Source organism: Umezawaea sp. (genome assembly GCF_036375055.1).
Taxonomy (GTDB): Bacteria; Actinomycetota; Actinomycetes; order Mycobacteriales; family Pseudonocardiaceae; genus Umezawaea.
The window spans coordinates 40,116-66,839 of the sequence record NZ_DASUSQ010000178.1 but is presented as its reverse complement, the minus strand read 5'-3'; the positions used below and the strand labels follow the sequence as shown (position 1 = coordinate 66,839).

Annotated in this window: 20 protein-coding genes, 1 tRNA gene and 1 riboswitch; of the genes, 6 read left to right on the top strand and 15 right to left on the bottom strand. The window is 71.1% G+C overall.

What is annotated here, in order from left to right:
* Positions 1 to 300: 300 nt before the first annotated feature.
* The 3 genes from VFZ92_RS41665 to pth all read left to right on the top strand — a co-directional run bounded on the left by VFZ92_RS41665 (position 301) and on the right by pth (position 2,049).
* Positions 301 to 888: a 50S ribosomal protein L25/general stress protein Ctc gene (locus VFZ92_RS41665; RefSeq protein ID WP_330883608.1), complete on the top strand. Its 588-nt coding sequence runs from the start codon at positions 301 to 303 to the stop codon at positions 886 to 888.
* An 89-nt stretch (positions 889 to 977) separates the two neighbouring features.
* Positions 978 to 1,490, top strand: coding sequence for a DivIVA domain-containing protein (locus tag VFZ92_RS41660; RefSeq protein ID WP_330883606.1), 513 nt, complete (start codon positions 978 to 980; stop codon positions 1,488 to 1,490).
* Positions 1,480 to 2,049, top strand: a complete 570-nt coding sequence (gene pth / locus VFZ92_RS41655) for an aminoacyl-tRNA hydrolase (protein WP_330883604.1) — start codon at positions 1,480 to 1,482, stop codon at positions 2,047 to 2,049. The genes VFZ92_RS41660 and pth overlap by 11 nt, the downstream gene beginning before the upstream one ends.
* Here the strand turns inward: pth and VFZ92_RS41650 are convergent.
* The gene (locus VFZ92_RS41650) at positions 2,046 to 3,698 is read right to left on the bottom strand and encodes a fatty acyl-AMP ligase (protein WP_330883602.1); all 1,653 of its coding nucleotides are present in this window, start codon (positions 3,696 to 3,698) and stop codon (positions 2,046 to 2,048) included. The genes pth and VFZ92_RS41650 overlap by 4 nt on opposite strands.
* Positions 3,699 to 3,853: 155 nt before the next feature.
* On the opposite strand from VFZ92_RS41650, the gene VFZ92_RS41645 reads away from it, so the two are divergent.
* Entirely contained in the window at positions 3,854 to 5,047 is a 1,194-nt protein-coding gene (locus VFZ92_RS41645) for a DivIVA domain-containing protein (protein ID WP_330883600.1), read from the top strand.
* Positions 5,048 to 5,096: 49 nt separating this feature from the next.
* Here the strand turns inward: VFZ92_RS41645 and VFZ92_RS41640 are convergent, their stop codons facing one another.
* From VFZ92_RS41640 to metG, 9 genes are all read right to left on the bottom strand, one after another.
* The gene (locus VFZ92_RS41640; RefSeq protein ID WP_330883598.1) at positions 5,097 to 6,869 is read right to left on the bottom strand and encodes an ABC-F family ATP-binding cassette domain-containing protein; all 1,773 of its coding nucleotides are present in this window, start codon (positions 6,867 to 6,869) and stop codon (positions 5,097 to 5,099) included.
* Positions 6,870 to 6,912: 43 nt separating this feature from the next.
* Positions 6,913 to 7,878 carry a 4-(cytidine 5'-diphospho)-2-C-methyl-D-erythritol kinase gene (locus VFZ92_RS41635; protein WP_330883596.1) on the bottom strand — a complete coding sequence of 322 codons (966 nt, stop codon included), beginning with the start codon at positions 7,876 to 7,878 and terminating at the stop codon, positions 6,913 to 6,915.
* Positions 7,879 to 7,970: 92 nt separating this feature from the next.
* The gene (locus tag VFZ92_RS41630; RefSeq protein WP_330883594.1) at positions 7,971 to 8,774 is read right to left on the bottom strand and encodes a MetQ/NlpA family ABC transporter substrate-binding protein; all 804 of its coding nucleotides are present in this window, start codon (positions 8,772 to 8,774) and stop codon (positions 7,971 to 7,973) included.
* Between the two features lie 64 nt (positions 8,775 to 8,838).
* Positions 8,839 to 9,486 carry a methionine ABC transporter permease gene (locus VFZ92_RS41625; RefSeq protein ID WP_330883591.1) on the bottom strand — a complete coding sequence of 216 codons (648 nt, stop codon included), beginning with the start codon at positions 9,484 to 9,486 and terminating at the stop codon, positions 8,839 to 8,841.
* Positions 9,487 to 9,518: 32 nt separating this feature from the next.
* A complete protein-coding gene (locus VFZ92_RS41620) occupies positions 9,519 to 10,529 on the bottom strand; it encodes a methionine ABC transporter ATP-binding protein (protein WP_330883589.1) in 1,011 nt (336 codons plus the stop codon).
* Positions 10,530 to 10,744: 215 nt separating this feature from the next.
* Positions 10,745 to 10,838, bottom strand: a riboswitch (SAM riboswitch).
* A gap of 967 nt (positions 10,839 to 11,805) precedes the next feature.
* Positions 11,806 to 12,642, bottom strand: coding sequence for a 16S rRNA (adenine(1518)-N(6)/adenine(1519)-N(6))-dimethyltransferase RsmA (rsmA, locus tag VFZ92_RS41615; RefSeq protein ID WP_330883616.1), 837 nt, complete (start codon positions 12,640 to 12,642; stop codon positions 11,806 to 11,808).
* Positions 12,643 to 12,688: 46 nt separating this feature from the next.
* Positions 12,689 to 14,182, bottom strand: a complete 1,494-nt coding sequence (locus VFZ92_RS41610) for a transglycosylase family protein (protein ID WP_330883587.1) — start codon at positions 14,180 to 14,182, stop codon at positions 12,689 to 12,691.
* Positions 14,183 to 14,487: 305 nt separating this feature from the next.
* On the bottom strand, positions 14,488 to 15,327 hold the full coding sequence (locus tag VFZ92_RS41605; protein ID WP_330883585.1) for a TatD family hydrolase: 840 nt from the start codon (positions 15,325 to 15,327) through the stop codon (positions 14,488 to 14,490).
* Positions 15,324 to 17,117 (bottom strand): methionine--tRNA ligase, encoded by a 1,794-nt coding sequence (gene metG, locus VFZ92_RS41600; protein WP_330883583.1) that lies wholly within the window; start codon positions 17,115 to 17,117, stop codon positions 15,324 to 15,326. The genes VFZ92_RS41605 and metG overlap by 4 nt, the downstream gene beginning before the upstream one ends.
* A 168-nt stretch (positions 17,118 to 17,285) precedes the next feature.
* Between metG and VFZ92_RS41595 the strand changes: the two genes are divergently transcribed.
* Positions 17,286 to 18,182 carry a serine hydrolase gene (locus tag VFZ92_RS41595; protein ID WP_330883581.1) on the top strand — a complete coding sequence of 299 codons (897 nt, stop codon included), beginning with the start codon at positions 17,286 to 17,288 and terminating at the stop codon, positions 18,180 to 18,182.
* Here the strand turns inward: VFZ92_RS41595 and rsmI are convergent.
* Positions 18,169 to 18,990 carry a 16S rRNA (cytidine(1402)-2'-O)-methyltransferase gene (gene rsmI / locus VFZ92_RS41590; RefSeq protein ID WP_414720123.1) on the bottom strand — a complete coding sequence of 274 codons (822 nt, stop codon included), beginning with the start codon at positions 18,988 to 18,990 and terminating at the stop codon, positions 18,169 to 18,171. The genes VFZ92_RS41595 and rsmI overlap by 14 nt on opposite strands.
* A 51-nt stretch (positions 18,991 to 19,041) precedes the next feature.
* Here rsmI and VFZ92_RS41585 point away from each other — a divergent pair, with 51 nt between their 5' ends.
* Positions 19,042 to 20,613 (top strand): dolichyl-phosphate-mannose--protein mannosyltransferase, encoded by a 1,572-nt coding sequence (locus VFZ92_RS41585; RefSeq protein WP_414720122.1) that lies wholly within the window; start codon positions 19,042 to 19,044, stop codon positions 20,611 to 20,613.
* A gap of 75 nt (positions 20,614 to 20,688) precedes the next feature.
* On the opposite strand, the gene VFZ92_RS41580 is transcribed toward VFZ92_RS41585, so the two are convergent.
* The 4 genes from VFZ92_RS41580 to glpR form a co-directional block, all read right to left on the bottom strand.
* Complete coding sequence (locus tag VFZ92_RS41580; RefSeq protein WP_330883577.1) at positions 20,689 to 22,059, bottom strand: hypothetical protein; 1,371 nt, start codon at positions 22,057 to 22,059, stop codon at positions 20,689 to 20,691.
* 1,042 nt (positions 22,060 to 23,101) lie between these two features.
* The gene (locus VFZ92_RS41575; protein WP_330883575.1) at positions 23,102 to 25,132 is read right to left on the bottom strand and encodes a serine/threonine-protein kinase; all 2,031 of its coding nucleotides are present in this window, start codon (positions 25,130 to 25,132) and stop codon (positions 23,102 to 23,104) included.
* Positions 25,133 to 25,778: 646 nt separating this feature from the next.
* Positions 25,779 to 25,851 (bottom strand) — tRNA-Ala (locus VFZ92_RS41570).
* Between the two features lie 57 nt (positions 25,852 to 25,908).
* Positions 25,909 to 26,682 (bottom strand): gephyrin-like molybdotransferase receptor GlpR, encoded by a 774-nt coding sequence (glpR, locus tag VFZ92_RS41565; protein WP_330883573.1) that lies wholly within the window; start codon positions 26,680 to 26,682, stop codon positions 25,909 to 25,911.
* Positions 26,683 to 26,724: the final 42 nt, after the last annotated feature.

Genomic DNA, 26,724 nt, shown 5'->3' with positions numbered 1-26,724 from the left:
CAAGCGTGCGCGGCCATCGAGACACCCGCACGATCGGGGTGACCACCCCGCCCGGACAGACCAGCGAGCCCCCGCCCAAGACCTCACCCGAGCCCTCCACCCGAGACCCCGATTAGGGCTCCCGCAAATCCCGGCCTACACTGCTCAGGTTGCCTCGGCGAGGGCGAGCATCACGTTCGGCGTGATCGACGCGGCGGCTTTGATGCCGCGCGTGTCTGTCTTCTTCCGCGCACCGCGCTGCTCGCCGCCGCAGGCTGCCGCCCCCGCCTAGCCCGCCCGACGTACAAGGAGAGCCCCACCGTGTCCGAGGTCCGTCTCGCTGCCGAGCAGCGCACCGAGTTCGGCAAGGGCGCTGCCCGCCGCACCCGCCGCGCAGGCAAGATTCCCGCAGTCCTCTACGGCCACGGCTCCGACCCCAAGCACCTGGCTCTGCCGGCACTTGAGTTCGCCCGTGTGATCCGTGAAAACGGCAGCAACGCCGTCCTGACGCTGGACATCGACAGCGCCACCGAGCTCGCGCTGACCAAGACCGTCACCACGCACCCCCTCAAGAACTACATCGAGCACGTGGACCTGCTCCTGGTCCGCCGCGGCGAGAAGGTCACGGTCGACCTCCCCGTCGTGCTCGTCGGCGAAAGCGCGCCCGGCACCCTGCTCACGCAGGACATCACCTCGGTGTCGATCGAGGCGGACGCGCTGAACATCCCGGAGCAGGTGGAGTACACCGTCGCCGGTCTCGAAGCAGGCACGCAGATCCACGCTTCGGACCTGACCCTGCCCGAGGGCGTCACCCTCATCACGGACCCCGAGGCCCTGGTCGTGGCGGTCAACGCCGCCCAGGCCGCTGACGCTCCCGAAGAGGCCGCTGAGGCCACCGAGGAAAGCTGAGCCCCATCACGTCGGGCAGTTCGAACGGCACCCCACCCCCGCACGACCGCGAGGGTGGGGTGCCGTTCGTCTACCAAGATCAAAATGGCGTGAGCCCCGCCGACGTGCGGACGGTGAAGTTCCCCCGCCACTCCCGCGCCGGCCACGGCTACGACGTCGAGCAGGTCGACGGGTTCCTGCGGCGGTTGGCGGACGCGCTGTCCGGTCGGATCAGAGTTCACCCGGACGAGGTACGCGCGGTGGTGTTCAACCGGGCCGCGTCGGACCAGCGCGGCTACGACCCGCGTCCGGTGGACGACTTCCTCGCCCGCGTGGAACGGCAGATGCGGGCCGGCTACGTGCCGCCGACCGGGTTGCGCGGCGGCGAGGACCTCATCACCGTGAAGCTGCCGAGGGCGTCGAACGGCTACGATCGGGTCGAGGTGGACGCCTTCCTCGGGCGTGCCGCCGCCGCGCTGGACGGTCGCACGAGGATGACCGCCGGCGAGGTCCGCAACACCAGGTTCAGCACGACGTCGGGTCTCCGGCGCGGCTACCGGGTGCAGGCGGTTGACGCCCTGTTGGACACCCTTGAGCAGGAGTTGCGCTTCCGTGGCCGATGAGTTGGCGCTGGTGGTCGGCCTGGGCAACCCCGGCCCGAAGTACGAGGGCAACCGCCACAACGTCGGGTTCCTCGTGCTGGACGAGCTGGCCGCCCGCGTGCGCGGCAAGTTCAAGGCGCACAAGGGCGGTGCCGAGATCGTCGAGGGCCGCCTGGCGGGCCGCCGGGTGGTCCTGGCCAAGCCCCGCAGCTTCATGAACCTCTCGGGGGGCCCGGTCGCGGGTGCCGCGAACTTCTTCAAGGTCGCGCCCGCCGACATCATCGTGGTGCACGACGAGCTGGACCTGCCCTACGGCACGGTCCGGATGAAGCTCGGCGGCGGCGACAACGGCCACAACGGTCTGCGCTCCATCACCAAGTCCCTCGGCACGAAGGACTACCTCCGCGTCCGCTTCGGCGTGGACCGCCCGCCGGGTCGCATGGACCCGGCGGACTACGTCCTGCGCGACTTCTCCGCCGCCGAGCGCAAGGAGCTCGCGTTCGAGCTGGACCGCACCGCCGACGCCGTCGAGTCGCTGCTGACCGACGGCCTCGAAGCGGCCCAGAACAAGTTCCACTAACCCGCGGGCACCAGCGACGTCGCCGCCGACCGGCGGAGCTTCCCCGACGGCGTCTTCGGCAGGCTGCCCGGCTTGAGCACGACGACCGCGAACGGCCGCAGCCCCACCGCGTCCACGACGCGCGAGGTGATCTCCTTGCGCATCGCCTTCTCGACCTCGTCGTCACCCGCGGACTTGGACTCGACCACGACGGCGAACCGCTCGCGCCGCGTCCCGGCGTCCAGCCGGACGGCGACCGCGTTGCCGGGCCGCACCCCCTCCACCGAGCAGGCCGCGCGCTCGATGTCGGTCGGGTAGATGTTGCGCCCGCCCATGATGATCACGTCCTTGCGGCGTCCGCAGACGACGATCTGCCCGTCGACCACGTACCCCTCGTCGCCGGTCTCCAGCCAGCCCTCGGCGTTCTGGGTGGCGAGCGGGCCGTCCACGGTCAGGTAGCCGGGCGTCACGGCTTCGCCGCGCACCCGCAGCTGGCCCACGTGCCGCTCGGGGAGGACGTTGCGGTCCTCGTCGACGGCGTGCACCTCCAGGCCGGGCACGGGCGGCCCGAGGAGGGGGAACGTGCGGGCGTTGGGCGTGTCCTCGGGCACCGGCACCGCGCGGTGCTCGGCCTCCAGCTGGTCGGGGTCGACGACGTCGACGGCGAGCCCGGTGAAGACCGGCGCGAACGCCACGGCCAGGGTCACCTCGGCCATGCCGTACGCGCACATGACCGACTCGGGGCGCAGGCCGAAGCGCGCGCCGGCGTCGGTGAACGCGCGCACGGCGGCCGGGTCGATCGGCTCGGCGCCGTTGAGCGCGAGCCGCATCGACGACAGGTCGAAGGCGTTGTCGTCCTCCACGGTCGACATGCGCCGGGCGACGATCGAGTACGCGAAGTTGGGGGCCGCGGTGATGGTGCCGCGGTGGCGGCTGATCAGGTCCGGCCACAGGGTCGGGCGGGCCAGGAAGTCGACCGGAGTGACCTTGACCAGGTCGATGCCGAAGAGCATCGGGATGGTCAGGAACCCGACCATGCCCATGTCGTGGAACAGCGGCAGCCACGAGATCATCGTGTCGGTCGCCGTGTCGAGCGCGGCGGCCGTGCGCATCGCGTAGGCGTTGGACATCAGGTTGCCGTGGGTGATCCGCACGGCCTTCGGGTCGGCGGTGGAGCCGCTGGTGAGCTGGAGCAGCGCGGTCGCGTCCTCGCCGACCTCGACGGGCGCGGCCAGCGGCTCGCCCGCCAGTTCGTCCAGCTTGCGGTAGCCGATGCCGTGCTGGTCCAGCACGCCCGCCAGCGCGTCGAAGGGGCTGCCGAGCAGCACCAGCTTCGAGTCGATCATCGAGAGCACCTTGATGGTGTCCGCCGCCCACTCGGCCAGGTCGGTGCGCGCGGTCGGCTGGTGCAGCATCGTCGTGCTGCCGCCCGCCATCCACACGGCTTGCACGGCGGGCGCGATCTCCGCCGGGTCGGCGGCCAGCACGGCGACGGCCGCTCCCGGCTGCGCGCCACCCTCGACGAGTCCGCCTGCCAGCCTGGCGGCGCGCTCGTGCACCTCCGCCCAGGTGCGGCGCAGGGGCGCGTTCGGCTCCCCCGTCGTCATCCCCTTGGCCCGACCTCCCGGCCCGGTGGCGGTGTCCAGCATCGTGTTCACGAACGTGCTCATGGTGGTCAGGGTAGATCGGTCGAGCCGTCCGCGTGCCGCGCGAGCGCCTTACCCCGGATCGCGTCGTCCCGCGACTCCGCATTAGGCCGTTAGGGCGAACGGATTCAGCGGCCATCCGGACATACTCGGGTGACAGGATTTCAGGGAGGCACTGGGTGGATCGGGCTGGCCACGACACGAAACAGCACCAGCCTGCGCATCCCGCGCCGCTGCTGAGCGCGGACGACATCGGCCAGGTGGTGTTCCACCGCCCGCCCGCAGGCGAGCAGGGTTACGACGAGGACAGGGTCGACGACTTCCTCGACCGCGTCGAGGAGACCCTGCGCAACAGGGACACGGTGACGGCGCGGGACATCCGCGCGATGCGGTTCCCGTTGCCCAGGCCCGGCCACGCCGGCTACCACGCCGCCGAGGTCGACATGTTCCTGGAACTGGTCGCGGAGACCCTGGAGTCGACACCGCAGCGCCGCCAGGCGACCGCGCCCGCCCTGGGGGCGCACGCGACGTCGACCAAGATGCAGCCGCCTCCCAGGCTCAAGCCGGAGGACGTCAGGGGCGTCCGCTTCCACAAGCCGCGGGGTGGCACGCCGGGCTACCACGAGGGCGAGATCGACGCGTTCCTCGCCCGCATCGAGGCCACCCTGCGCGGTCGGGACGACCTCACGGCCCTGGAGGTCCAGGAGGCCGAGTTCAGCGAGGCGACGCCGGACCAGTTCGGCTACGACGAGGACGACGTCGACATGTTCCTCGACCTGGTCGTCGTCACGCTGGAGCAGTCGCCGCCGGTGGCGGTCCAGCCGGAGTTCGTCGAGCCCCCGCTGACGGCGCGGGACGTGCGGACGGCGGCGTTCGGCAAGCCCCCGCGCGGCAGGCGCGGCTACCAGGAGTCCCAGGTGGACAAGTTCCTGGACCGCATCGAGGACACCCTCCTGGGGCAGGACGACCTGACGGCGGCGGACATCAAGGAGATGAGGTTCAGCCGCCCGCTGATCGGCCGCAGGGGCTACGACGAGGACGAGGTGGACGCCTTCCTGGCGCGGGTCGAACGCCAGCTCGCGGGCGGTCCCGGTGCTCCGGGCAGGATCCCGCCGATCCAGAGCTGGAAGCAGCTGCGCCAGGTGCGCCTGCCCCCGGCGGCCCCGAACCAGCGCGGCTACAGACAGGCCCAGGTAGACCGCATGCTGGAGGAGATCGGCATCGCGCTGGACGGGATGCTGGGAGCGACCTCCTCGGACATCTCCAAGGTCAGGTTCGCCCACGCGCTGCTCAACGGCCAGGGCTACGACTGCGCCTTCGTCGACGACCTCATGCCCCGCCTGGCAGCGGAACTGCGCCGACGGGGTCGCTGAACGCGGAGGGGGCGGCGTTCCGCGGAACGCCGCCCCCTCGTTCGTCGGCTCAGCCCTCGACCAGCTCGGCGGCGGCCATCCACTGCTCCTCGACCTCGGCCACCTCGGCGTGCACGGCCCGCAGCTCGGCGTCCAGGGCCAGCAGCCGCTCCGGTTCGGTGGCCGCGGCGGCCAGCGCAGCGTGCAGCTCGGCCTCCTTCTTCTGGAGCGTCGTCATCCGCCGCTCCAGCTTCGACAGCTCCTTGCGGGCGGCCCGCTGGTCGGCGGCGCTCGACACCGCGACCGGCACCGGCACCGCTTCCCGTGACGCGGCGAGTTCGCGCTGGGAGTCCCGCCGCAGCAGGTACTCCTCGATGCCGCCGGGCAGGTCGGTCAGCCCGCCGTCGCCGAACAGCGCGACGACCTGGTCGCACACCCGTTCCACCAGGTACCGGTCGTGCGAGATCACCACGAGCGTCCCCGGCCAGGAGTCGAGCAGGTCCTCCAGCTGCTGGAGCGTGTCGATGTCCAGGTCGTTCGTCGGCTCGTCGAGCAGCAGCACGTTCGGCTCGGCCATGAGCAGCCTGCAGAGCTGCAACCGCCGCCGCTCACCGCCGGACAGGTCGGACACGGGCGTCCACTGCTTCTGCGAGGAGAACCCGAACCGCTCCCCCAGCTGCGAGGCGGACATCTCCTGCTTGCCCAGCACGACCCGCCGGGCGACCTCCTCGATGGCCTCCAGCACCCGCATCGACCCGCGCAGGTCGTGCAGCTCCTGGGTGAGGTGGGCGAGCTTCACCGTCTGGCCCTGGATGCGCCGACCGCCCTCGGTCTCCCGCTCACCGGCCAGCAGCCGCAGGAGCGTCGTCTTGCCCGACCCGTTGACGCCGACGAGCCCGATCCGGTCGCCGGGACCGATCCGCCACGTCAGGTCCTTGACCAGCGTCCGGTTGCCGACGGTGAGGGTCGCGTCCTCCAGCTCCAGCACCGTGCGCCCGAGGCGGCGCTTGGCGAACGCCAGCAGCTCGACCTTGTCGCGGGGCGCGGGCACGTCGGAGATCAGCGCCTCGGCGGCGTCGATGCGGTAGCGGGGCTTGGAGGTGCGGGCCGGGGCGCCGCGGCGCAGCCAGGCCAGCTCCTTGCGGGCCAGGTTGCGGCGCTTCTCCTCCAGGGTGTCGGCCAGCCGCCCCCGCTCGGCGCGGGCGAAGATCCAGTCCGCGTAGCCGCCCTCGTACTGCTCCACCTGGCCGCCGACGACCTCCCACGTGCGGGTGCAGACGGTGTCGAGGAACCAGCGGTCGTGCGTCACGACCACGAGCGCCGACTTGCGGGCCAGCAGGTGCGCGGCCAGCCAGCGCACGCCCTCGACGTCGAGGTGGTTGGTCGGCTCGTCCAGCACCAGCAGGTCGAGGTCCTGCACCAGCGCGGCGGCCAGCGCGACGCGGCGCCGCTCGCCACCGGACATGGTCCCGACGGGCGAGTCCAGGCCCAGCGCGGTGATCCCCAGTCCGTCCAGGATGGACCGGACGCGGGCGTCGGCGGCCCACTCGTGCTCCGCGTCGAACCCGAGCGGGTCGATCACGGCGTGCCGGACGGTGGAGCCCTCGGGCAGCTCGGTCCGCTGGGTCACCACGGCCATGGACAGCCCGCGGTTCTGGCTCACGCGCCCCGAGTCGGGGTCTTCGAGGCCCGCCAGGACCTCCAGCAGGGTGGTCTTGCCGCCACCGTTGAGGCCCACCACCCCGATCCGATCGCCGTCACCGACACCGAGGGACACCCCGTCCAGCAGGGGCCGGACGCCGAACGACTTGGACACGGACTCGAGGTTGACCAGGTTGGCCATCGTGGAAGCGCACCTTCAGAGTAGGGAGGAGGAAGAGCGGGACTTAGGCGTGGACCTCGGGCGGCACCGGTCGGGGTGCTTCCTCGGAGGCCACGACGCGGGCGCCGGGCATGGGCCCCTGGGCGACGCGGACGGTCCGGCACACGCCCGCACCGGCCAGCTCGGCGGCGACCCGCACGGCCGAGTCGGCGTCGGTGCAGAGGAACGCGCAGGTCGGGCCGGACCCGGACACCATCCCGGCGAGGGCACCGGCGTTGACCCCGGCGCGCAGCGTGCGCCGCAGGTTGGGCCGCAGCGACACGGCGGCGGCCTGGAGGTCGTTGCCGAGCAGCAGGGCGAGCTGCCGGGGGTCGCCGGACGCGAGGCCTTCGAGCACGGCCTCGGCGGCCCCGACGCGCGGCGGGTTGCCGTCGGTGCGCAGCCGGTCGAGTTCCCCGAACACCTCGGGCGTCGAGAGGCCGCCCTTGTCGAACGCGATGACCCAGTGGAACGGGTGCCGGGCGAGGACGGGCACGATCTGGTCGCCGCGGTCCGTGCCCAGGGCGGTGCCGCCGTACAGCGCGAACGGGACGTCGGCGCCGATGCCGCGGGCGAGGGTGGCCAGCTCGTCCCGACCGATCTCCAGCCGCCACAGGGAGGCGAGACCGACCAGTGCGGCGGCCGCGTCGGCGCTGCCGCCCGCCATGCCGCCCGCGACGGGGATGTTCTTGCGGATCACCACGCGGACCTTCGGGTCCTCGGGGTCGCGCCCCACGTGCGCGGCGAGCGCCCGCACGGCCATCCAGGCGAGGTTCGTCGGACCGGTCGGCACGGAGTCGGCGCCTTCGCCGCGCACCTCCACGCCGGGGTCGTCGGCGACCGCCACCGTGACGTCGTCGTGCAGCGACAGCGCCTGGAAGATGGTGACCATGTCGTGGTAGCCGTCAGCGCGGAGGTTCCCGACGGCCAGGTGGAGGTTGACCTTGGCCGGGACGCGGACGGTGACCGGGGGTGGGACTACGGCGAGCACGACATGCAGCCTACGGGCGTCGAGGACGTGTTCGCTCCCACCGGCCCGCGGCCGAGGCCGCCCGACGGGGGTCGAGCGGCTCGGCGCACTGGTCAGACGGGCAGGACGGCCCCGGCGAACTTCTGGTTGATGTAGTCCTTGACCTGCTGCGACTGGAGCAGGGCGAGCAGGTCCCCGATCCTCTTGTCGCCCTTCAGCTCGGCGCGGGTGACGAGGCCGTTGGCGTTGGGGTTGCCCTCGGCCTTCTCCAGCACGAGGGCGTCCGAGGCGGGCTTGAGGCCCGCGTCGATCGCGTAGTTGCCGTTCACGACGGACGCGTCGGTGTCCTCCAGCGACCGGGGCAGCTGGGCGGCCTCCAGTTCGACGAACTCCAGCTTCTTCGGGTTGTCCTCGACGTCGCGGATCGTCGCGGTCTCCTCGGTGCCCGCCTTGACCTTGATCAGCCCGTTGGCCTGGAGCAGCTTGAGGCCGCGCGCCTCGTTGGTCGCGTCGTTGGCGACGCCGACCTTGGCGCCCTCGGGCAGGTCGGTGAGCTTCTCGTGCTTCGTCGAGTACACGCCGAGCGGTTCCAGGTGCACCGGGCCGATCCACTCCAGCGCGGCGCCGCTGGACTGCTTGACCGTGTCCAGGTACGGCACGGTCTGGAAGTAGTTGGCGTCCAGCGATCCGTCGACCAGGGCGGTGTTCGGCTGGACGTAGTCGGTGAACTCGACGACCTCGATCTTGAGGCCCTTCTCGGCGGCCAGGGTGTCGGCCACGTGCTTGAGGATCTCGCCGTGGGGCGTGGGGCTGACACCGACCTTCAGCGGGGCTGAGGGGTCGGTCGCGGCGGTGGTGCCGCTGCCACAGCCCGCCGCGGTCAGCAGCAGGGCGACGAGGGCAGCACGAATGCGCATGGGGTTCCTTTGTGCGTCGGCGGTGGCCGATGAGTGGGTCGAACGGGGGGTGTCCGGAGTCGGACTAGACGGACGCGTGCCTGCGCCGGTCGGCGGAACGGGCGGCGCGAGTGAAGGCGAACTGGATGACCGTGGTCACCACGGCGAGCCAGGCGACGGTGGCCCACAGGACCCGGTCGTTGAACCGCTGGTAGCCCTCGCGGATCGCCAGGTCGCCGAGCCCGCCGCCGCCGATGATCCCGGCCATGGCGGAGTAGCCCAGCACGGCGATCACGGTCACGCCGATCGCGTTGATCAAGGCGGGCAACGATTCCCGGAGCAGCACGCTGCGCACGATCCGCAGCGTGCCCGCCCCGGTCGTCACGGCCGCCTCGACCACGGCGACGTGCACCTCGGACAGGATGTTCTGCACCAGCCTCCCGACGAACGGCACGGCGCCGATCGACAGCGGCACGATCACCGCGCTGGTGCCGATCGAGCTGCCGAGCACCAGCCGGGTGAGCGCCGTCAACGCGATGAGCAGGACCACGAACGGCATCGAGCGCCCGAGGTCGGTGATGAAGCCCAGAGCCCTGTGCAGCAGAGGGCTGGGCTTCAGCCCACCGGGAGCGGTGAGCTGGAGCCAGACCCCTACCGGGATGCCGAGCACGGTCGCGACCAGGGTGGAGACGCCCACCATGTACAACGTCTCGCCGGTTGCGTCGACGAGCATGTCGAACACGGTGGACCAGGGTGTCGCAGACCTCACGCAGCTACTCCCTGCGGACCCTTGAGGGTGCGCTGGACGGAGGCGCCCGCTTCGGAGATCCACTCCAGCGCGGAGTCGGCGCGCTCACCCTTGAGGCCGACGCGGAAGCGCGCGACCGGCGTCTCGGCGAGCCGCGTGAGCCCGCCGCCGAGCAGGTTCAGCTCGACGCCGAACCGGCTGGTGACCTCGGGCAGCAGCGCGCCGACGGCCGCGAAGCCGACCAGCACGACGTCCGCGACGCGGTCGAAACGGCTCTCCGCCAGCGGGTTCTGGTCGATCGCGGGCAGCAGCGACGCGGCGGTGCGGCTGGCGCCGTCCGACACCAGGTCCAGCACGCGGCCGTGCTCCACGACCCGGCCGTCCTCCAGCACGGCGACGTCGTCGCAGATCCGGCGCACCACGGCCATGTCGTGCGTGACGACGAGGACGGTGATGCCGAGTTCGGCGCGGGCGCGGTCCAGCACGGTCAGCACCGACCCGGTCGTGTCGGGGTCGAGCGCGGACGTCGGCTCGTCGGCGAGCAGCACCGACGGCCCGGCCGCCAGCGCGCGGGCGACGGCGATGCGCTGGCGCTGGCCGCCGGAGAGCTGGTCCGGGTAGCTGCCCGCCTTCTCGGTCAGGCCGACCAGGTCGAGCAGTTCGGCGACGCGGTTGCGGCGCTGCGGACCGGGCACGCCCGCGGACTCCAGCGGCAGTGCCACGTTGCCCGCGGCGGTGCGCTGCCGGAGCAGTGAATCCCCTTGCGGCACAACGCCGATCTGCCGACGGGCGGCGCGCAGCGCGGTGCCGTCCAGCGAGACGAGGTCGGTGCCGTCGACGCGGATCGCGCCGCTGTCGGGGCGCTCCAGCAGTGCGACGCACCGGGCGAGGGTGGACTTGCCCGCTCCGCTCGGCCCGACGACCCCGAGGACGGTGCCGGCCTGGACTTCCAGGTTGACGCCGTCGAGGGCCACGACCGGGCCTGAGTGCCCGGCGAAGGACTTGGTGAGGTTTTCGACAGTGATCACGTTTTCGCTCCACGGCTACGCGCGGCGTCGCAGTGCTTGTGGCATGCGGCGGCCGTCCTCAATGGACCGTCCGATGAGGACGGCGAGGAATTCGGGTAGAGGCTAGGGGGTAAGGAGAAGCGCCTGTACGAGTTAGCGTCGACAGCCCGTGTTGGTGCGGCGGCACTGGTCGACCGTCCGGCGCCGCGTGAGCATTCCCTGCGTGGGCACGTAATCCTCCATCGAGCCTGGCGGAAGCACCTGCCCGCGTCCAGCGGGTGGTTGCTGCGGCGTCAAAGAGCCAGGTCTCTCGGCCGCTCGGGATGGCAACACGAGTACACCCGACCCGAGGCCGCAAACGCAAGCCCGAAAGGCCCACAATCTGGGATCGTTCGAGAAGTCACACTTCTGGACCAGCATCCACGCCTGAATCCGGTACCGAACCCACGGATCACCGGCCAATCGGCCTACTGGCCGATGATCAACCGGACCCCTTACGTCCGAACAGGTGAATCGGGTGAGCCACACCGCTCAACCCCTGGCCATTCCCGCTCAACCGGCCCACGCCGCGGAACAACCCCAGCGCGGCTCACGACAACCCACACCCTGGAACCGCACCACGCACGACCGGCCTTCGCCACCCCCTGGCCGAGACACCAACTCCTCGACCGCCAGGGCTCGGACGGCAACACCGGGCCACCGCCAGCCCTCGCCTCAAGCCAGCCGACCCCACCGCCGAGCCACCCCGCTCCCACGGACCACACCCGAGCAGCCGCCACACAGACCACATCCCGAGCAGGCCGGCTCCGACTCCACCCGAGGAAACCGGCACCCACCTCACCGACCTCACGCCGAACGAACCGGCCCCCGCCGACCCCGCCCGAACAAACCGGCACCACCTCACCCGAACAGCCAGCCCACCGACCTCACGCCCAACAAGCCAGCCCCCGCCGATCCCGCCGAACAAACCGGCACCACCTCACCGGAGCAGCCGCCCCACCGACCCCACCCCGAACAAGCCAACCCCGCGAACAAACCGGCCCCCACCTCACCCGAACAGCAGCCCCACCGACCTCAGCCCGAGCGAACCGGCCCACCAAGCCCTCGACCACCCGCGCCCCAGCCCCCGCGCCACACCCCGAGCACCCCGAACCCCTGGCTCCCGAACGCCCAGCCGCCGACCCCACCCGCCCCGAGCCGACCCCCGAAAAATGTCGGACCCCTCCCGTAGCGTGTGCGTCGGGGGGTCCTCACGACAGGAGCACCCCCGCCCCGCGCACCCCGAGCCGGCCGCCGGTCACACCGTCGCGGCGATGCGGGCGAAGTCCTCCACGCTCAACTGCTCCCCGCGGATACCGGGGTCCACACCGGCCGCGACGAGCCGCCGCTCAGCCTCCACAGCGGACCCTGCCCACCCGGACAGCGCGGCCCGCATGGTCTTCCGCCGCTGCGCGAAAGCCGCGTCCACCAACGTGAACAGCGCCCGCCGGTCCACAGTGGACATCAACTCCGGGCGACGCTTGAACGCCACCAGCGCCGAGTCCACGTTGGGCACGGGCCAGAACACCGACCGAGGCACGGGCCCCGCGCGCCGGGCGTCGGCGTACCAGGCGAGCTTCACGCTCGGCACCCCGTACACCTTGCTGCCGGGCCCGGCGGCCATCCGGTCGGCCACCTCGGCCTGCACCATCACGAGCCCCTTGGTCAACGACGGCAGCTCGGCCATCAGGTGCAGCACGACCGGCACGGCCACGTTGTACGGCAGGTTCGCGACGAGCGCGGTCGGGGCGACCGGCAGGTCGGCCGCCTGGACGCGCATGGCGTCGGCGAGCACCACGTGGAGCCGGTCGGCCAGCTCGGGTGCCCGTTCCAGCGCCGTCCGCGGCAGCCTGGCGGCCAGGACGGGGTCGATCTCCACGGCGACGAGGGCGCGGCACGCGGGCAGCAGCGCGAGCGTCAGGGAGCCGAGGCCGGGACCGACCTCCAGCACGACGTCGTCCGGGGTCAGCTCCGCCACCGTCACGATGCGCCGAACCGTGTTCGGGTCGTGCACGAAGTTCTGACCGAGCTTCTTGGTGGGGCGGATGTCCAGTTCGGCCGCTAGGCGCCGAACGTCGGCCGGGCCGAGGAGCATGCTCCCCGGCCCGGTCGACGACGGTTGTTCAGTCACGCGGCAATTGTTACGCCAAGCCCAACTTGGCGCGGCAACCGGGCCACGCGGTGTACTTGCCGCCCGCGGCGTCGCGGACCTTGGTCGCGACGGCGATCTGCTGCTCGCGGGTCGCCTGGTGGGCCATCGGGGCGTACTGGCCGCCGCCGTTGGCCGTCCACGTGGACGGGCTGAACTGGAGGCCGCCGTAGTAGCCGTTGCCGGTGTTGATGGCCCAGTTGCCGCCGGCCTCGCAGCCCGCGAGCCGGTCCCAGTCGCTGCCGTCGGAGATGACGGGGTTGGGAGCGGCCTTGGTGCCCTTGCGGACCTTCTTGGCGACGGCTTCCTTGGTGACCTTGGAGCCGATCTTCTCCCGGCCGACCTCCTGGCCGTTCTTGAGCGTGACGCGGTAGGAGTTGATCTCCTCGCCCGCGACGCCCTCCTGCTCGACCTTGGTCTCGCCCTTGGGCATCTCGGCGTCGAGGATCTCCTCGACGGGAGCCTTGATGGGCTCGGTCACGTTGATGACGGAGACGCCGGTGCGGCTGATGTGGATCTCGGCGCCGTTGGCGATCTTGAGGTCCGCTCCGCCCTCGACGGTGTCCTCGGCGCCCAGCGGCGTCATGTTCTCGGCCTGCATCAGCTCGCCGACCGTCAGCGCGGTCGTCTTGAGCTGGCGCGGCTCGTTGCCGCCGTCGTAGACGGTGACGTTCTTGAGGCTCTTGACCTGGAGCGCCATGCCGCCGAGCGGCACGTCCTTGCCGCGGTCGTCGGAGACCCAGGCGCCGTCGTCGTTGATGCCGAGCTGGTCGAGCGCCTCGCCGACGCTGACGGAGCGGACCCAGCCCTCCTTCTGCTCGCCGTCGACGGTCGCCTTCACCAGTCGGCCGCGGTCGAGGGTGATCTTGCCGCCGTCGCCGACCTTGGCGTTGGGCGACGGGCTCAGCGCGTCGTGCTCGCCGACCGCGATGCCCTCGTCGGCGAGGATGTCACCGACGGTCGAGTCGAACGTGCGGACGGTCTTCTCCTGGCCGTCCACGTCGACCGTGATCGACTTGTCCATCGCGATGGCGGTCGCGCCGCCGCCCGTGATGGTCACCAGCAGCGCGAGCACGGTCGCCTTGAGGAACTTGCGCTTCCACGTGCTCACGGCCTCCACGAGGGCCGGGGGCGGGCCGTCGGGCTGCTCGGGGGCGAACTTCGCCGCCAGGACGTCCTCGGGCAGCTCGTCGGGGATGACGATGGCCGGGAGGAGCGTGGTCTCGGCGTTGATGAGCCGGATCAGCTCGTCGACGTCGACGTTGGCCGTGGCGAGCAGTTCGTCGGCGTCAGAGCCGAGGACCTCGTACACGTCGGCCGGCGTGACGCCCAGCCCGGTGAAGCCGGGGGAGCTCGGGTGGTCGACGAGGGCCGGGGGTTCCATGACACCCGTCGCGGTGGCGGTGCCGGTCACCGGGGTGAACCAGTCGGTGTCGTCGTTGAACGAGTACACCGAGCCGTCCTCGCGGGGTCTGCCGCGTTCCATCACAGGGTCGATACCTCCTGAAGGCGGGAGCCAGCGCTCCTCGCACCATGGGTGCTACCTGACGTGCAGCGGAGAAACTCGACTGCTCCTCGGCAACTCCCGTGCGTTCGCTCGACTACTCGCTTCTGGCAGTGGTACCCGCCCCGACAACGGGTGTGCTCCCCCTCGGCAGATTTCGCCGTTCGGGGGCACGGTCACGGGACCGTAACGGAGGTCGGGAAGTTCCGCAAACACCCTGTTCGGAGTTGTGATGTGGGACACCCCAATGGCGGAGCAAACGGCTGCTCCATTCGTCGTAGAGAGCATTACGACCACTCCACGTCACGAAGGCCGAACACGCGCTCGGCATTCCGGGTGACAGCGACTCCAAACTCCGCCAGATCAACACCACGGAGCGTAGCGATTGCCCGAAGGGTGTAATTCGCGGCGTACGGCTCGTTCGGGCGTCCCCGGAACGGGTGGGGGGTCAGGAAAGGAGCGTCCGTCTCGACCAGGATCCGGTCCTCCGGCACCCACCGCGCCACCTCGCGCAGCGCCGCCGAGTTCTTGAACGTCACCGGCCCCGCGAAGGAGAGGACGAACCCGCGCTCCACGCAGGACCGCGCGAAGTCGAGGTCGCCGGAGAAGCAGTGGAAGACCACAGTGGACGGAGCACCCTCGGCGTCCAAAGTGGCCAGGACGTCAGCGTGCGCGTCCCGGTCGTGGATCATCAGAGCTTTGCCGGTGTGCTTGGAAAGCTCGATGTGCCAACGGAAAGCTGCTTGCTGGGCCGCGGGCGGCGAGTAGTCCCAGTAGTAGTCGAGCCCGGTCTCGCCGATCGCGACCACGCGCGGGTGCTCGGCGAGCTTCGCCAGCTCGTCGCGCTCGGCGTCGCCGAAGGACGCCGTGCGGGTCGGGTGCAGCGCGACCGCGCCGAACACCCTCGGGTCCCAGGTGGACGCTTCCGCGACCCACCGGGCGGACGGCAGGTCGTCGGCGACCGTGACGACCCGGTCGATCCCCGCCGCTTCGGCCCGGTCGAGCACCTCGACCACGGCCTCGCGGGTCAGCGCGCCGCACGCGTCCAGGTGCGTGTGCGAGTCGACCACCGGCGCCGGGAGCTTCTCCGGAACCGGTGGTCGCTCACCGTGTCTCTTGGACGTCACTTGACGATCGGAGCCCACTCCGGCCCGGTCTCGCCCAGTTCGGGGTCGAGCTTCGCGAACAGCGGCGCGGGCTTCTCCAGCGGCCTGCCGACCTCGATCGGCGTCGAACCCCAGGTCGCCTGCTCACCCGCGTAGTCACCGGTCAGGATCGGGTACTTGCGGTCCGTCTCGTCCAGGTCGGTGACCTCGACCACCTGCGGCTGCGCGGCCCACACGCCCGTGCCGCCCAGCGCCTCGTGCACCTTCTGCGCCGAGTGCGGCAGGAACGGTGTGAGCAGCGTGTTCGCGTCCTGCACGACCTGGAGCGCGGTGTGCAGGATCGTGTCGCGGCGGTCCGGGTCGTCCTTGACCTTCCACGGCTCCTGCTCGGACAGGTACCGGTTCGCGGCCGTGACGACCCGCATGGCCTCGCTGGAGGCGAGCTTGAACCGGGAGCGGCGCAGGTTCGCGCCGACCGTCTCGAACGCCGCGCGCGAGAGCGCCTTCAGCTCCTCGTCCGCCGCCGTCGGGGCCGACGGGCGCGGGATGGCGCCGACGTTCTTGTGCGCCATCGAGACGGACCGGTTGACCAGGTTGCCCCACTCGTTGGCCAGCTCGAAGTTGGTGCGCCGGACGAACTCGTCCCAGGTGAAGTCGGTGTCCTGGTTCTCGGGACCCGCCACCGAGATGAAGTAGCGCAGCGCGTCCGGACCGAAGTCGCGGAGGAAGTCGCGCACGTAGATCACGGTGCCGCGGGAGGTGGAGAACTTGGAGCCGCTCATCGTGAGGAACTCGCTGGAGACGACCTCGGTCGGCAGGTTCAGGTTCCCGAAGGAGCCGGCCTGACCGCCCTTGTCGCCCGCGCCGTTCTGCCCCATCAGCAGCGACGGCCAGATCAGCGAGTGGAAGACGATGTTGTCCTTGCCCATGAAGTAGTAGCCCTGTGCCGAGGGGTCGGTCCAGAACTCCTTCCAGGCGTCGTCGTTCCCGCTGCGCCGCGCCCACTCGACGCTGGCCGACAGGTAGCCGATCACCGCGTCGAACCACACGTAGAACCGCTTCATCGGCTGGTCGCGCCAGCCGTCCAGCGGCACCGGGATGCCCCAGTCGAGGTCGCGGGTGATCGCGCGCGGACGCAGGTCGCCGAGCAGGTTCTGGCTGAACTTGAGGACGTTCGGCCGCCAGTCCGCGCGGCTCTGGAGGTACGTGCCGAGCGACTCGGAGAACGCGGGCAGGTCGAGGAACAGGTGCTCGGTCTCGATGAACTTCGGGACCTCGCCGTTGATCCGCGACCGCGGGTTCTTCAGGTCGGCGGGGTCGAGCTGGTTGCCGCAGTTGTCGCACTGGTCGCCGCGCGCGCCGTCGTACCCGCAGATCGGGCAGGTGCCCTCGATGTAGCGGTCGGGCAGCGTCCGGCCGGTGGACGGGCTGATCGCGCCCATCTGCGTCTTCGGGACGATGTAGCCGTTGCGCCACATGCCGAGGAACAGCTCCTGCACCACCCTGTAGTGGTTGCCGGTGGTGGTGCGGGTGAACAGGTCGTAGGAGAGGCCGAGGCCCTGGAGGTCCTCGGCGATCACGCGGTTGTACTTGTCGGCCAGCTCGCGGGTGGTCAGGCCCTCCTGGTCGGCCTGCACCGAGATCGGTGTGCCGTGCTCGTCGGTGCCGCTGACCATGAGCACCCGGTTGCCCGACATTCGCATGTAGCGGGAGAACACGTCGGAGGGGACACCGAAACCGGAAACGTGGCCGATGTGGCGGGGGCCGTTGGCGTATGGCCAGGCCACCGCCGTCAACACGGGGGCACTCATGCGGGTAAGCCTACGGATGACCACCGACAGCCCGTGCATCGGTCGGCCGACGAGGTCTCCTCAAGCGTGATTTACCTCACATAACCCCGGTCGCTACGCCCTGACCGCGTGAAAAGTTGCACCGGACAACGCTCAACTTCGCAGGCCGTCGCACCCATCGACCTGGACATGGGCGGAAACCGGTGGTGGCTCGGCGCCGTGGTGTTCGGCGCCGTCGCGGCGATGACGATGACGTTGGCGTTCCTCGGCACCGAGCGGACGGGGCGGGAGGTGCCGGTGCTCACGGTGACCCCGGCGGCCACGGCCTACTCGTCACCGCCGACCGTCGCGGAGCCGCCCCCTGCGATCCCCGAGCCCGTGCCCGACCCCCCACCGGCGCTGGACCCCGGCCCGCGCGAGCTCGACGGGCTCGCCGAACTGGCCGAGGGCATCGACCTCGGCGTGGTCGTGCGCGACCGGCAGACCGGCGAGGACCTGTACGCGCACAACCCGGACCAGCGGTTCGACTCCGCGTCGCTGGTCAAGATCCTCATCGCGCTCGACGCCCTGGAGAACCAGGGGGAACGGGAGGCGACCGTCGCCGAGATGCTCGCGACCAGCGACGACGAGGAGGCGAGCCGGATGTGGTCGGCGGGCGGCGGCGCACGGCTCGTGGCCACGTGGGCCGAGCGGATCGGCCTGGTGGACACGCTCCCGCCGAAGGACTCCAACCGCTGGGGCGACACCCCGACCACCGCGGCGGACCTGGTGCTGCTCTACCAGTACCTGTTCGAGGACCCCAACGGCTCCGCGGTGCTCGACGGGCTCGGCGGGATGACCGACTTCGGCTCGGACGGCTTCGACCAGCGCTTCGGCGTCCCGGCGGCGGCGGGCGACCGGCACCGGGCCGCCAAGCAGGGCTGGTCGTGCTGCACCGATCACCGGACCACGCACTCCACCGGCCTCGTCGGGCCGGGCAGCCGGTACGTGGTCGTCGTCCTCACCGGTCAGCCGGTGGAGACCTCCGCGCCCGCCGCGCGGGCCAGGGTCACCGACATCGCGGCGTTCCTGCTCAGCGGGCTCTGACCGCCGCGTCGTACAGCGCCTTCTTGCTCACGCCAGCCGCCTCGGCGACCTCGGCGGCGGCGGCCTTCATCCGCTCGCCGTCCGCGACCCGCTGCCGCACCTCGACGACCAGCGCGTCGAGGTCCGCGGGCGCCTCGGCGGGCTCGGCACCGGACAGCACGACGGTGATCTCGCCGCGCACCCCGTCGACGGCCCACTCGGCCAGCTCTCCGAGACCGCCGCGCCTGACCTCCTCGTAGGTCTTGGTCAGCTCGCGGCACACCGCGGCGGCCCGGTCCGGGCCCAGCACGAACGCGGCGTCGGCGAGCGTGTCTGCGATCCGGTGCGGCGACTCGAAGAACACGACGGTGCGCGGCTCGGTCTTGAGCGCCGCGAACCACTTCCGCCGCTCGCCCTGCTTGCGCGGCGGGAACCCGTCGAAGGCGAACCGGTCGCACGGCAGCCCAGACACGGCCAGCGCCGTCGTGACCGCGGAGGGCCCCGGCAGGCACGTCACGGGCAGGTCCTCGGCCACGCACGCGGCCACCAGCCGGTAGCCGGGGTCGGACACGCTGGGCATGCCCGCGTCGGTCACCAGCAGCACCGTCGACCCGGCGTGCATGGCCTCCACCAGGCCGGGGAGCCTGCTGACCTCCACCTGGTCGTAGAAGCTCACGACCCGCCCGGAGGGCTTCACGTCCAGCGCGGACGCCAGCCAGTGCAACCGGCGGGTGTCCTCCGCCGCCACGACGTCGGCGGTCTCCAACGCCTCCACCAAGCGGGGGGAGGCGTCGCGGACGTCGCCCAGCGGCGTGGCTGCCAGAACCAAACGGCCTGATCCAGATACGGGACTCACAGCCTTCACCCTACGATCGCACTCGTGAGCCTCCTCGTGCCGCAGTCAACAGACGACGTGGTCGACGTCGGAGACGTCCCCCCGACGTCCCGCCCGGCGGGCGCCGACCGCGAGGAACGCGTCGCGGCGCTGACCCCGCGCCTGCCGTCGAACCTGGTGCGCGGCTGGCTGATGACGCTGACCCTGGCGTTCGTCGGCGGGCTGGTGCGGTTCTGGAACCTCGGGTTCCCGACCGACAAGGGCACGCCGATCTTCGACGAGAAGCACTACGTGCCGCAGGCGGCCCAGGTGGTGCGCAACGGCGGCGTCGAGGACAACCCCGGCTACGAGCTGGTGGTGCACCCGCCGCTGGGCAAGCAGCTCATCGGGCTCGGCGAGTGGATGTTCGGCTACGACGGCGTCGGCTGGCGGTTCGCCTCGGCGGTGGCGGGCACGGTCAGCATCCTGCTGATCATCCGCATCGCCCGGCGCCTGACGGGCTCCGACCTGCTCGGGGCCGTCGCGGGCATCCTGCTGATCTGCGACGGCGTCTCGCACGTCCAGTCGCGGATGGGGATGCTGGACATCTTCCTGGCCGTGTTCGTGGTGGCGGCGTTCGGCTGCCTGGTGGCCGACCGCGACCAGGTGCGCTCCCGGCTCGCCGTGGCCGTCCGCGAGGGGTGGGCCGACAGGTCGCCGTACGGGCCGTGGCTCGGTTTCCGCTGGTGGCGGTTCGGCGCGGGCGTCAGCCTCGGCCTCGCGTGCGGCGTGAAGTGGTCGGGCCTCTGGTACGTGGCCGCGTTCGGCGTCCTGTCGGTCGTGTGGAGCGCGCTGGCCCGCCGCTCGGCGGGCGTGCGCAGGCCGTGGGTCGGGTCGATCGCCAAGGACCTGGTGCCGTCGCTGGGCGGGCTGCTGCTCATCCCCGTCCTGGTCTACCTGGGCACCTGGTGGGCGTGGTTCGCCAGCGAGACCGGCGTCGACCGGCACGTGGCGGGCGTGAAGATCGGCAAGGACTCGTTCGTGCCGGAAGCCCTGCGCGCGCTCTGGTACTACAGCGGCAACGTGCTCGAGTTCCACAGCAAGCTGGTCACGCCCACCTCGAACCCGCACCCGTGGGAGTCGAAGCCGTGGACGTGGCCCATGGGCCTGCGGCCGATGCTCTACTACTACGAGGGCGCGGTGCAGGGCTGCGGCCAGGCGAGCTGCGTCGGCGCGATCATGCTGATCGGCACGCCCGCCATGTGGTGGCTGGCGTTCCCGGCCATCGCGTGGGGCCTGTGGCGCTCGATCGCGCGCCTCGACTGGCGCTACGCGGCCGTCCTCGTGGCGTACCTGGCCGGTCTGCTGCCGTGGTTCCTGAACCTGGACCGGCAGATGTACTTCTTCTACGTGACGCCGATGGCGCCGTTCCTGGTCCTGCTGATCACGCTGGCGCTCGGGCACGTGCTCGGGCCCGTGGTGGCGGGCAAGGAGAGGCGCGGCACGGGGCTGCTCGCGGTGGCCCTGTACGTGGGGCTCGTGGTGGCGAACTTCGTGTGGCTGTGGCCGATCCTGAACGGGAACCCGATCACGCCGGAGATGTGGGAGATGCAGCGCTGGCTGCCCTCGTGGAGCTAGCTCCACCCGATCGAGTGACGGGCCGACCCCCGGTTCTTGTCGGGGGTCGCCTGTTCACTGAACCCCGTGACGCGACTACAGCAGACTGCCGCTCAACCGCACGGTGTCCGGCCCGTCCTGCGAGGACGGGGCGGTCGACACGAGCGCGACGGGCACGTCCTCCGGCGGCGTGAAGTCCTCTTCGGGCCGGATCCGCGGCGGCGTGGCGGCCCAGGGCTTGAGGGTCTGCACGACCTCCTCGTAGAAGCCCGTCACGGCCCCGAGCACGGAGTCGACGAAGGAGTTCCGCCCGCTGCCGCGCTTGGTGCCCATGGGGCCGGACTGCTCGATCCGGAAGCTCCGGATCTCCTTCCGCGGGTCGACGAGCAGCACACCGGGGTTGTCGCGGACGAACGTGAGCAGCTCGGAGGCGCCCGCACCGCGCCCGTGCAGCGCGAAGGCCTCCAGGCGCAGCGAGCCGGGGGCGTCCTTGAGCTGCCGGATCAGCCAGTTGACCCGCGTGGTCAGCCTGCCCTCCTTCGGCGCGTCCAGGTCCACGTGGCAGAGCACCCGCCCGGCCCGCAGGTCGGCGACGACCTGCACCGTGCCGACGGTGCCGGGGATCTGCACGCCGCCGGAGAGCCGTCCCTCGTCCACCAGTTGCGCGACCTGCTTGGTCACGCGGCCCTGCGGGTCCGCCAGTTCCTTGCGCGACAGCGCGGGCGTCACCTCGGTGCCCAACCGCCGTCCGAGCTGGAGGCAGGCGAACCGGACCAGCGCGTCGAACCGCAGCGCGATCTCCGAGGCGCTCTTGTCGGTGGGCCGCAGCGTCCCCGCGGCGACGGCTTCCCGCACGGGCACCCACGAGGGCCCCATGTCGTCGAACTCCATGGCCCCCGACCGGGGGTGCTCCAGGTACCGGATCAGCTCCCCGAGCACCCACGCCTGATCGGGGTCGGCGACCCCGCGGTGCTCCTTCTGCATGACGGCCTCACCGAGCACCTCGGTCCAGGACCAGTGGTGCAGGGCCACCTTCCGCAACTTCCGCCGGTCGACGGCGGTCGGGTGCTGCCCCGGCATGGCCGGGATCTCGTTGGAGATGGTGATCAGCGCGTCGAACCCGAACTCCCTGGCGACGTCCAGGTAGTTCTCCAACTGCTCCTTCTGCAACGCGTTGGTCCCGGTCTTCACCTCGACCAGAGCGGTCCAGGACCGCTGCCCCCGAACGACCCGGATGAGCCCGTCCGGGATCACCTTCCGCCCGTCCAGCTCGAAGGGCACCTCGATGAACGTCCGCACAGCAGCGGCGGGCGCCCCGAGCGGCTGCGTCAGGGCCCGCCCGAACTCGCGCACGGCCGACATCACCGCCAACAGCGCCGAGGTGGCCCGTCGTTCCTGCTCATCAGCACCGTTGATGCCCGAGGTGGGAATCAGCCGAGCGGCGTGCCAGCTCTCCTCAGACGACAACGTCCACCTCGCCACCAGTCGGTTCGGCCATCACCGCATTGGTCGCGAAGGATCAAATGTTCGTTACCGAGAACCAGCACAAACCCCACCCGCTCCAACACGAGGCACACAAACCCAGCCCACCACGACCTGCGGGGGACACCTCGCAAACCAGCGCAACAAACACACCGCCAGCACCTCAAACCAAGACGCCGCCCCCGCAGCCACAGCACACCGCACAACCCACCACCACCACCGCGACCCAAGCAAGGCACCAATACCCCACCTCAAGCGGAAGCACGCACCAGTGGCGACACCCAGACTCCCCCCGCCACCCCGATCCGAAGCGCCCTCAGCTTTGATCTTGGTTTGTCAAGGCATCTTTCCCGCCTTGACAAACCAAGATCAAAGCTAGAGACAATGACGCGAACGGGGTGACGCGCACGGCCCACCAACCCACCACCACCACCAAGCCACCAACCCCACAGCCAGCGACCCGCAACCAGCACTGACGACCAAGGCCGTCCCCCACCACCCCGTGACCCACGCCTGGGACCCCACACCCAGCAGCGGACGAGGGCCGTTGGTAAGCGCGGGGATGGCCAACCGGAACGTCATCCGGGAGCCGACGCAGTAGCCGACGACCCGACCGGGACAGACGTCCTTGACCGCGCACCGGCACAGCCGCCTTCAGCGGTGCGGTGCTCGGCGCTGTCGCCGGCCACCACCGGTGAGGCGCGGTGACGGTGAGGTCGCGGCGGACGAGGCCGTCGTGGACCGGCTGACCGGCCTTGCCCGTCGCGTGCGCGTTCCTTGCCGAACGCTCCACCAGCCCATGACCGAGCAGATCCGCCATCGACCGCCCGACCCCGCGCACTTCATCGACGAGGAACCGCTAGCCGAACCCCGGAACCCCCAGGGGGCAGGGCTTGGACACAGCCACGTCCTCCCAGCTCACCGCCACGGCAAGCCGACTCAGACGTCACCGATCCGTGCGGCGGCAGAACCCGCGACCAGACACCGCCCTACCCCACCGCCCTACCCACCGCCCAGCGAGCAACCCTCACCGAACAGGCCGGGTGGGCGGATCGGGCTTGGAGATCATCCGGGTGACCGGCCCCTCCTTGCTGATCCCAGCGTTGGCCAACCACCCGCTCAACTCCCCACGAATAGCCGCCAACGAAGGCCGACGCCCCGGATCCGCGTCCAACGCCGACACCAACAAGCGGTGGTGAGCACTCCGCACCGGCAGCTTCACGTTCGGCTCCCCCTGAGCCGCGGCCATCAGAGAGGAGATCGGATTGTCCCGAGTGCCCCGAGGCGGGTGCCCGGTCAGCGCGTAGCTGACCGTCGCGGCCAGCTGCCAGGCGTCGGAAGCCGGGCTGGCGGCGTCACCGCGGGCCGTCTCCGGGGCGAGGAAGTCGGGTGTCCCGACCATCATCCCGGCAGCGGTCAGCGTGCTGTCGCCCTTGGACCGGGCGATGCCGAAGTCGATCAGGTGGGCGGTGCCCTCCGTGTCGACGATGACGTTGGACGGCTTCACGTCGCGGTGCAGCACACCGCGGTCGTGGGCGGCGGCCAGCGCGTCGGCCATGTTGACCCACAGCCGCGCGGCGAGCGTGTCCGCGAGCAGGCCGCTGTTCAGGACCACGTCGGACAGCGGGTCACCGTCGATGTACTCCATGACGATGGCGAGCCCGTCCGGGTCCTGCACGATGTCGAACACCCGCACGCAGTTCGGGTGCCGCACGGCGGCCAGTGCCCGCGCTTCGCGGAGCATGCGCTGCTCGGTGTCCGAGTCGGGCGCGTGGGCGAGCTTCACCGCGACGGTGCGGTCGAGCTGGGTGTCGACCGCGAGCCAGACGGTGCCGAACCCACCCCGTCCGAGCTGCCGCACGCGGCGGAACCGGCCGCTGGCCGGGTTCCAGACCTTGTCCTGGCCCGCGGTGGCGGGGTTCGACGTCGAGGCGGCGGCAGCCGCCGCTCCCGGTCCGAACGGCAGCGGCCCCGGCGTGTCGGCGAGCTTCGACAGCGGCTGGGGCTGGGACTGCGGGTGCTCGACGCGCGTCGGCGGCGACACCTGGGGCGTCTCCACCCTGGTGGGCCGGGGCGGCTGGGGTGGCTGCGCCTGCGGCTGCTCGACCCGAGTGGGCGCGGGGTCCTTGCGCGGCACCTCGGCGACCCGCGTGGGCGGGTACTGGCGGGGTGGCGGCTTCTGGACGGGCTGCTGCACCGGCTGCGACTGCGGCGAGGGCGACTGGTGCGGCTGGTAGGGAGGCGGCGAGCCCGCCGGTCGGTACGGCGGGAGCTGGGCGGGCTGGTACGGCGGGGGCTTCTGCGGCCCCTTCTGCGGCCCCTGGTGAGGCGGCGGGGGCACGCGGTTGGCCGCGGCCTGCGGAGCCTCGTTGTTGCCGCGATCACGTCCGGGGCGGTTCAGCATGGCCGTAGTCAACCCGAAGATGCGCACGACGAATGAGCCGATCAGCGCAATCGGGAAGAATCCGAGGAGCAGATGGCCCACCAGCGTCACCGGCAGCAACGACGTGGCCACCAGGAGCACCAGGAACGGGGGCCAGAAGACCCGGCGGGGCCAGTTCGGGCCGAGCCGGAACGCCGACCCGGCCTGCATCATCACGAACAGCAGGCACAGCAGCGCGAGCACCGCCGTGATGCCGCCCGCGACCAGGAACGCGACCCGCGTGCCACCGGGGTCGCTGATGATCGTGCCGATCGACCGCGCGCCCACCAGGTAGTCGAACTGCGTGAACGCGCCGCACGGCGTGTCGTCCAGCGACTGCGTGCCGCTGACCGTGCGGCGGCGCAGCGCGCTGTCCGCACCGGAGAACAGCAGCCACGGCAGCACCAGCGTGCTGCTCACCCCGAGCGCCGCGAACAGCGCACCGGCCACCGGGCCGTAGGAGTTGCCCACGACCCGTCGCACGGTGATCGCCAGCAGCGCGGCGATCGTCGGCAGCAGGCCCGCGACGGCACCCAGCGCCGTGACGCTCCACGCCCAGTCGCCGGGGCAGAGCGGCAGTGCCCAGCCGTGCAGCCATTCGAGCAAGGACTCGGCCAGCCCCACGACCTCCACCACCCCTCTCGACAACCCCCACCCTATGCGGGCGGCGGTTCACCAGTGGCCGCTCGGTCGGAAATTCACCAGCGGGTCGTAACGAAAGATCCGACACCGAACAGGTCCTCAATGGACGCTGCGCACCTGATCAGGCAGGCCGCGACCAGGCGCCGCACCACCCGCACCCCGGCCGACCACCGGTTTCGCCACAGCGAGAAGGCCCACACCGTGCAACCTGCACGGCCGTCCCGCTATCGGAACATTCGAAGCCCGACCCGCCAACGGGCAAAAGTCCCCCAGGGTGAAACGGATCGAGCACGAATCGACCAAGCACGAAAAGTCCGTTTCCAAACACTCCGACGGACGACTCGAACCGCGACAGGGCACTCCCCCGACCAATGCCCCGCGCCCACGGCACCACGCACCCACCGGCATCCGGTGATCCCCACCGGCCAGATCCCGCTCCGCACGCCGATCGCCGAACCACAACATCACATAACAACGTTACAGAACTAACGCGCGGCCCCGCCGACACCAACCCACCCGTTCCCCACCACCTTCGACCGAACCCCGGCCGACCCCCCACAAGCGACGTCCTGTTAGGACAACCAGCGGGCGCCTCGAAACGCAAAAGGCCCAAACCGCGCGGGTTTGGGCCTTCTTTGCGTGGAGCTGCGGGGAATCGAACCCCGGACCTTCTCGATGCGAACGAGACGCGCTACCAACTGCGCTACAGCCCCTCGTTGTCGTGCGAGAGAAGCATATCAGTAGCGCGGGGGTGGTTTCGCCACCCCCCTCTATTCGCCCGCGGCCCGGCGATACCGCAGGTACTGGGGGCCTTCGAGCTCCACGAACACCGGGTCCTCGTCGTCCGCCTCGACCACGATGGTGCCGGGTCGGGTGCGGTGCTGGAACCGCGGTCGCGGGGCCAGTCCGGTCTCCTCGTGCTCCTCCTGCGCCTCGGCTTCGGGCGCGGTCGCCTGCTCGGCGGCCCGCGACTGCTCGGCCTGGGGCCGGGCAGCCGGGGTCGGGGCCGCGCGACGACGGGCCTGGGCGAGCCGGGCCTGGCGGCGGGCGCGGATGTCCTCCTCGATGCGGACCTGGCGGCGCAGGTACACGAGGTAGCCGACGAGGGCCAGGTCGACCGCGGCGTGACCCCACCAGACAACGGGGTAGAGGATGCCCGCGACCAGGCCGGTCACCACGGCGGCGATCAGCATGGACGCGACGACCCTGCGGCGGAACGCGTAGCGGGCCTGGGCCACGATGCGCGCGGTCTCGGCGTCGAAGCCGCCCCTGCCGGGTCGGTACGGGCGGTGCACGACGTCGTCGTCGAGGTACTCGTCGTAGTCGTCGTCGAAGTCGGCCTCGAACTCGTCGATGAGTTCGTCGTCGTCGGCGTCAGGCATGGCGTGCTCCTCTTCCATGCTGCCGCGCGTGCTCCCCGCTCGCGTGTTCCGGGCGTCCGAGTCCGCGGTGCGAGCAACTTCCGTGCGCTTGCGGGCGACCATCGGGACGAGGACGACCAGCCAGGCAACTACTAGCCCGACGATGATCAACGAACTGGGCATCCCCGTCACCTCCCCCTGCCAGCAAGCGGAACGCGTCGTGCG

Excerpts from the sequence above, each read along its gene's own strand:
- VFZ92_RS41650 (WP_330883602.1), bottom strand. The coding sequence starts at position 3,698 with ATGAGCACGTTCGTGAACACGATGCTGGACACCGCCACCGGGCCGGGA.
- VFZ92_RS41640 (WP_330883598.1), bottom strand. The coding sequence starts at position 6,869 with ATGGCCAACCTGGTCAACCTCGAGTCCGTGTCCAAGTCGTTCGGCGTC.
- VFZ92_RS41630 (WP_330883594.1), bottom strand. The coding sequence starts at position 8,774 with ATGCGCATTCGTGCTGCCCTCGTCGCCCTGCTGCTGACCGCGGCGGGC.
- VFZ92_RS41625 (WP_330883591.1), bottom strand. The coding sequence starts at position 9,486 with ATGCTCGTCGACGCAACCGGCGAGACGTTGTACATGGTGGGCGTCTCC.
- rsmA (WP_330883616.1), bottom strand. The coding sequence starts at position 12,642 with ATGCTCCTCGGCCCGGCCGACGTTCGGCGCCTAGCGGCCGAACTGGAC.
- VFZ92_RS41610 (WP_330883587.1), bottom strand. The coding sequence starts at position 14,182 with ATGGAACGCGGCAGACCCCGCGAGGACGGCTCGGTGTACTCGTTCAAC.
- metG (WP_330883583.1), bottom strand. The coding sequence starts at position 17,117 with ATGAGTGCCCCCGTGTTGACGGCGGTGGCCTGGCCATACGCCAACGGC.
- VFZ92_RS41595 (WP_330883581.1), top strand. The coding sequence starts at position 17,286 with ATGGGCGGAAACCGGTGGTGGCTCGGCGCCGTGGTGTTCGGCGCCGTC.
- glpR (WP_330883573.1), bottom strand. The coding sequence starts at position 26,682 with ATGCCCAGTTCGTTGATCATCGTCGGGCTAGTAGTTGCCTGGCTGGTC.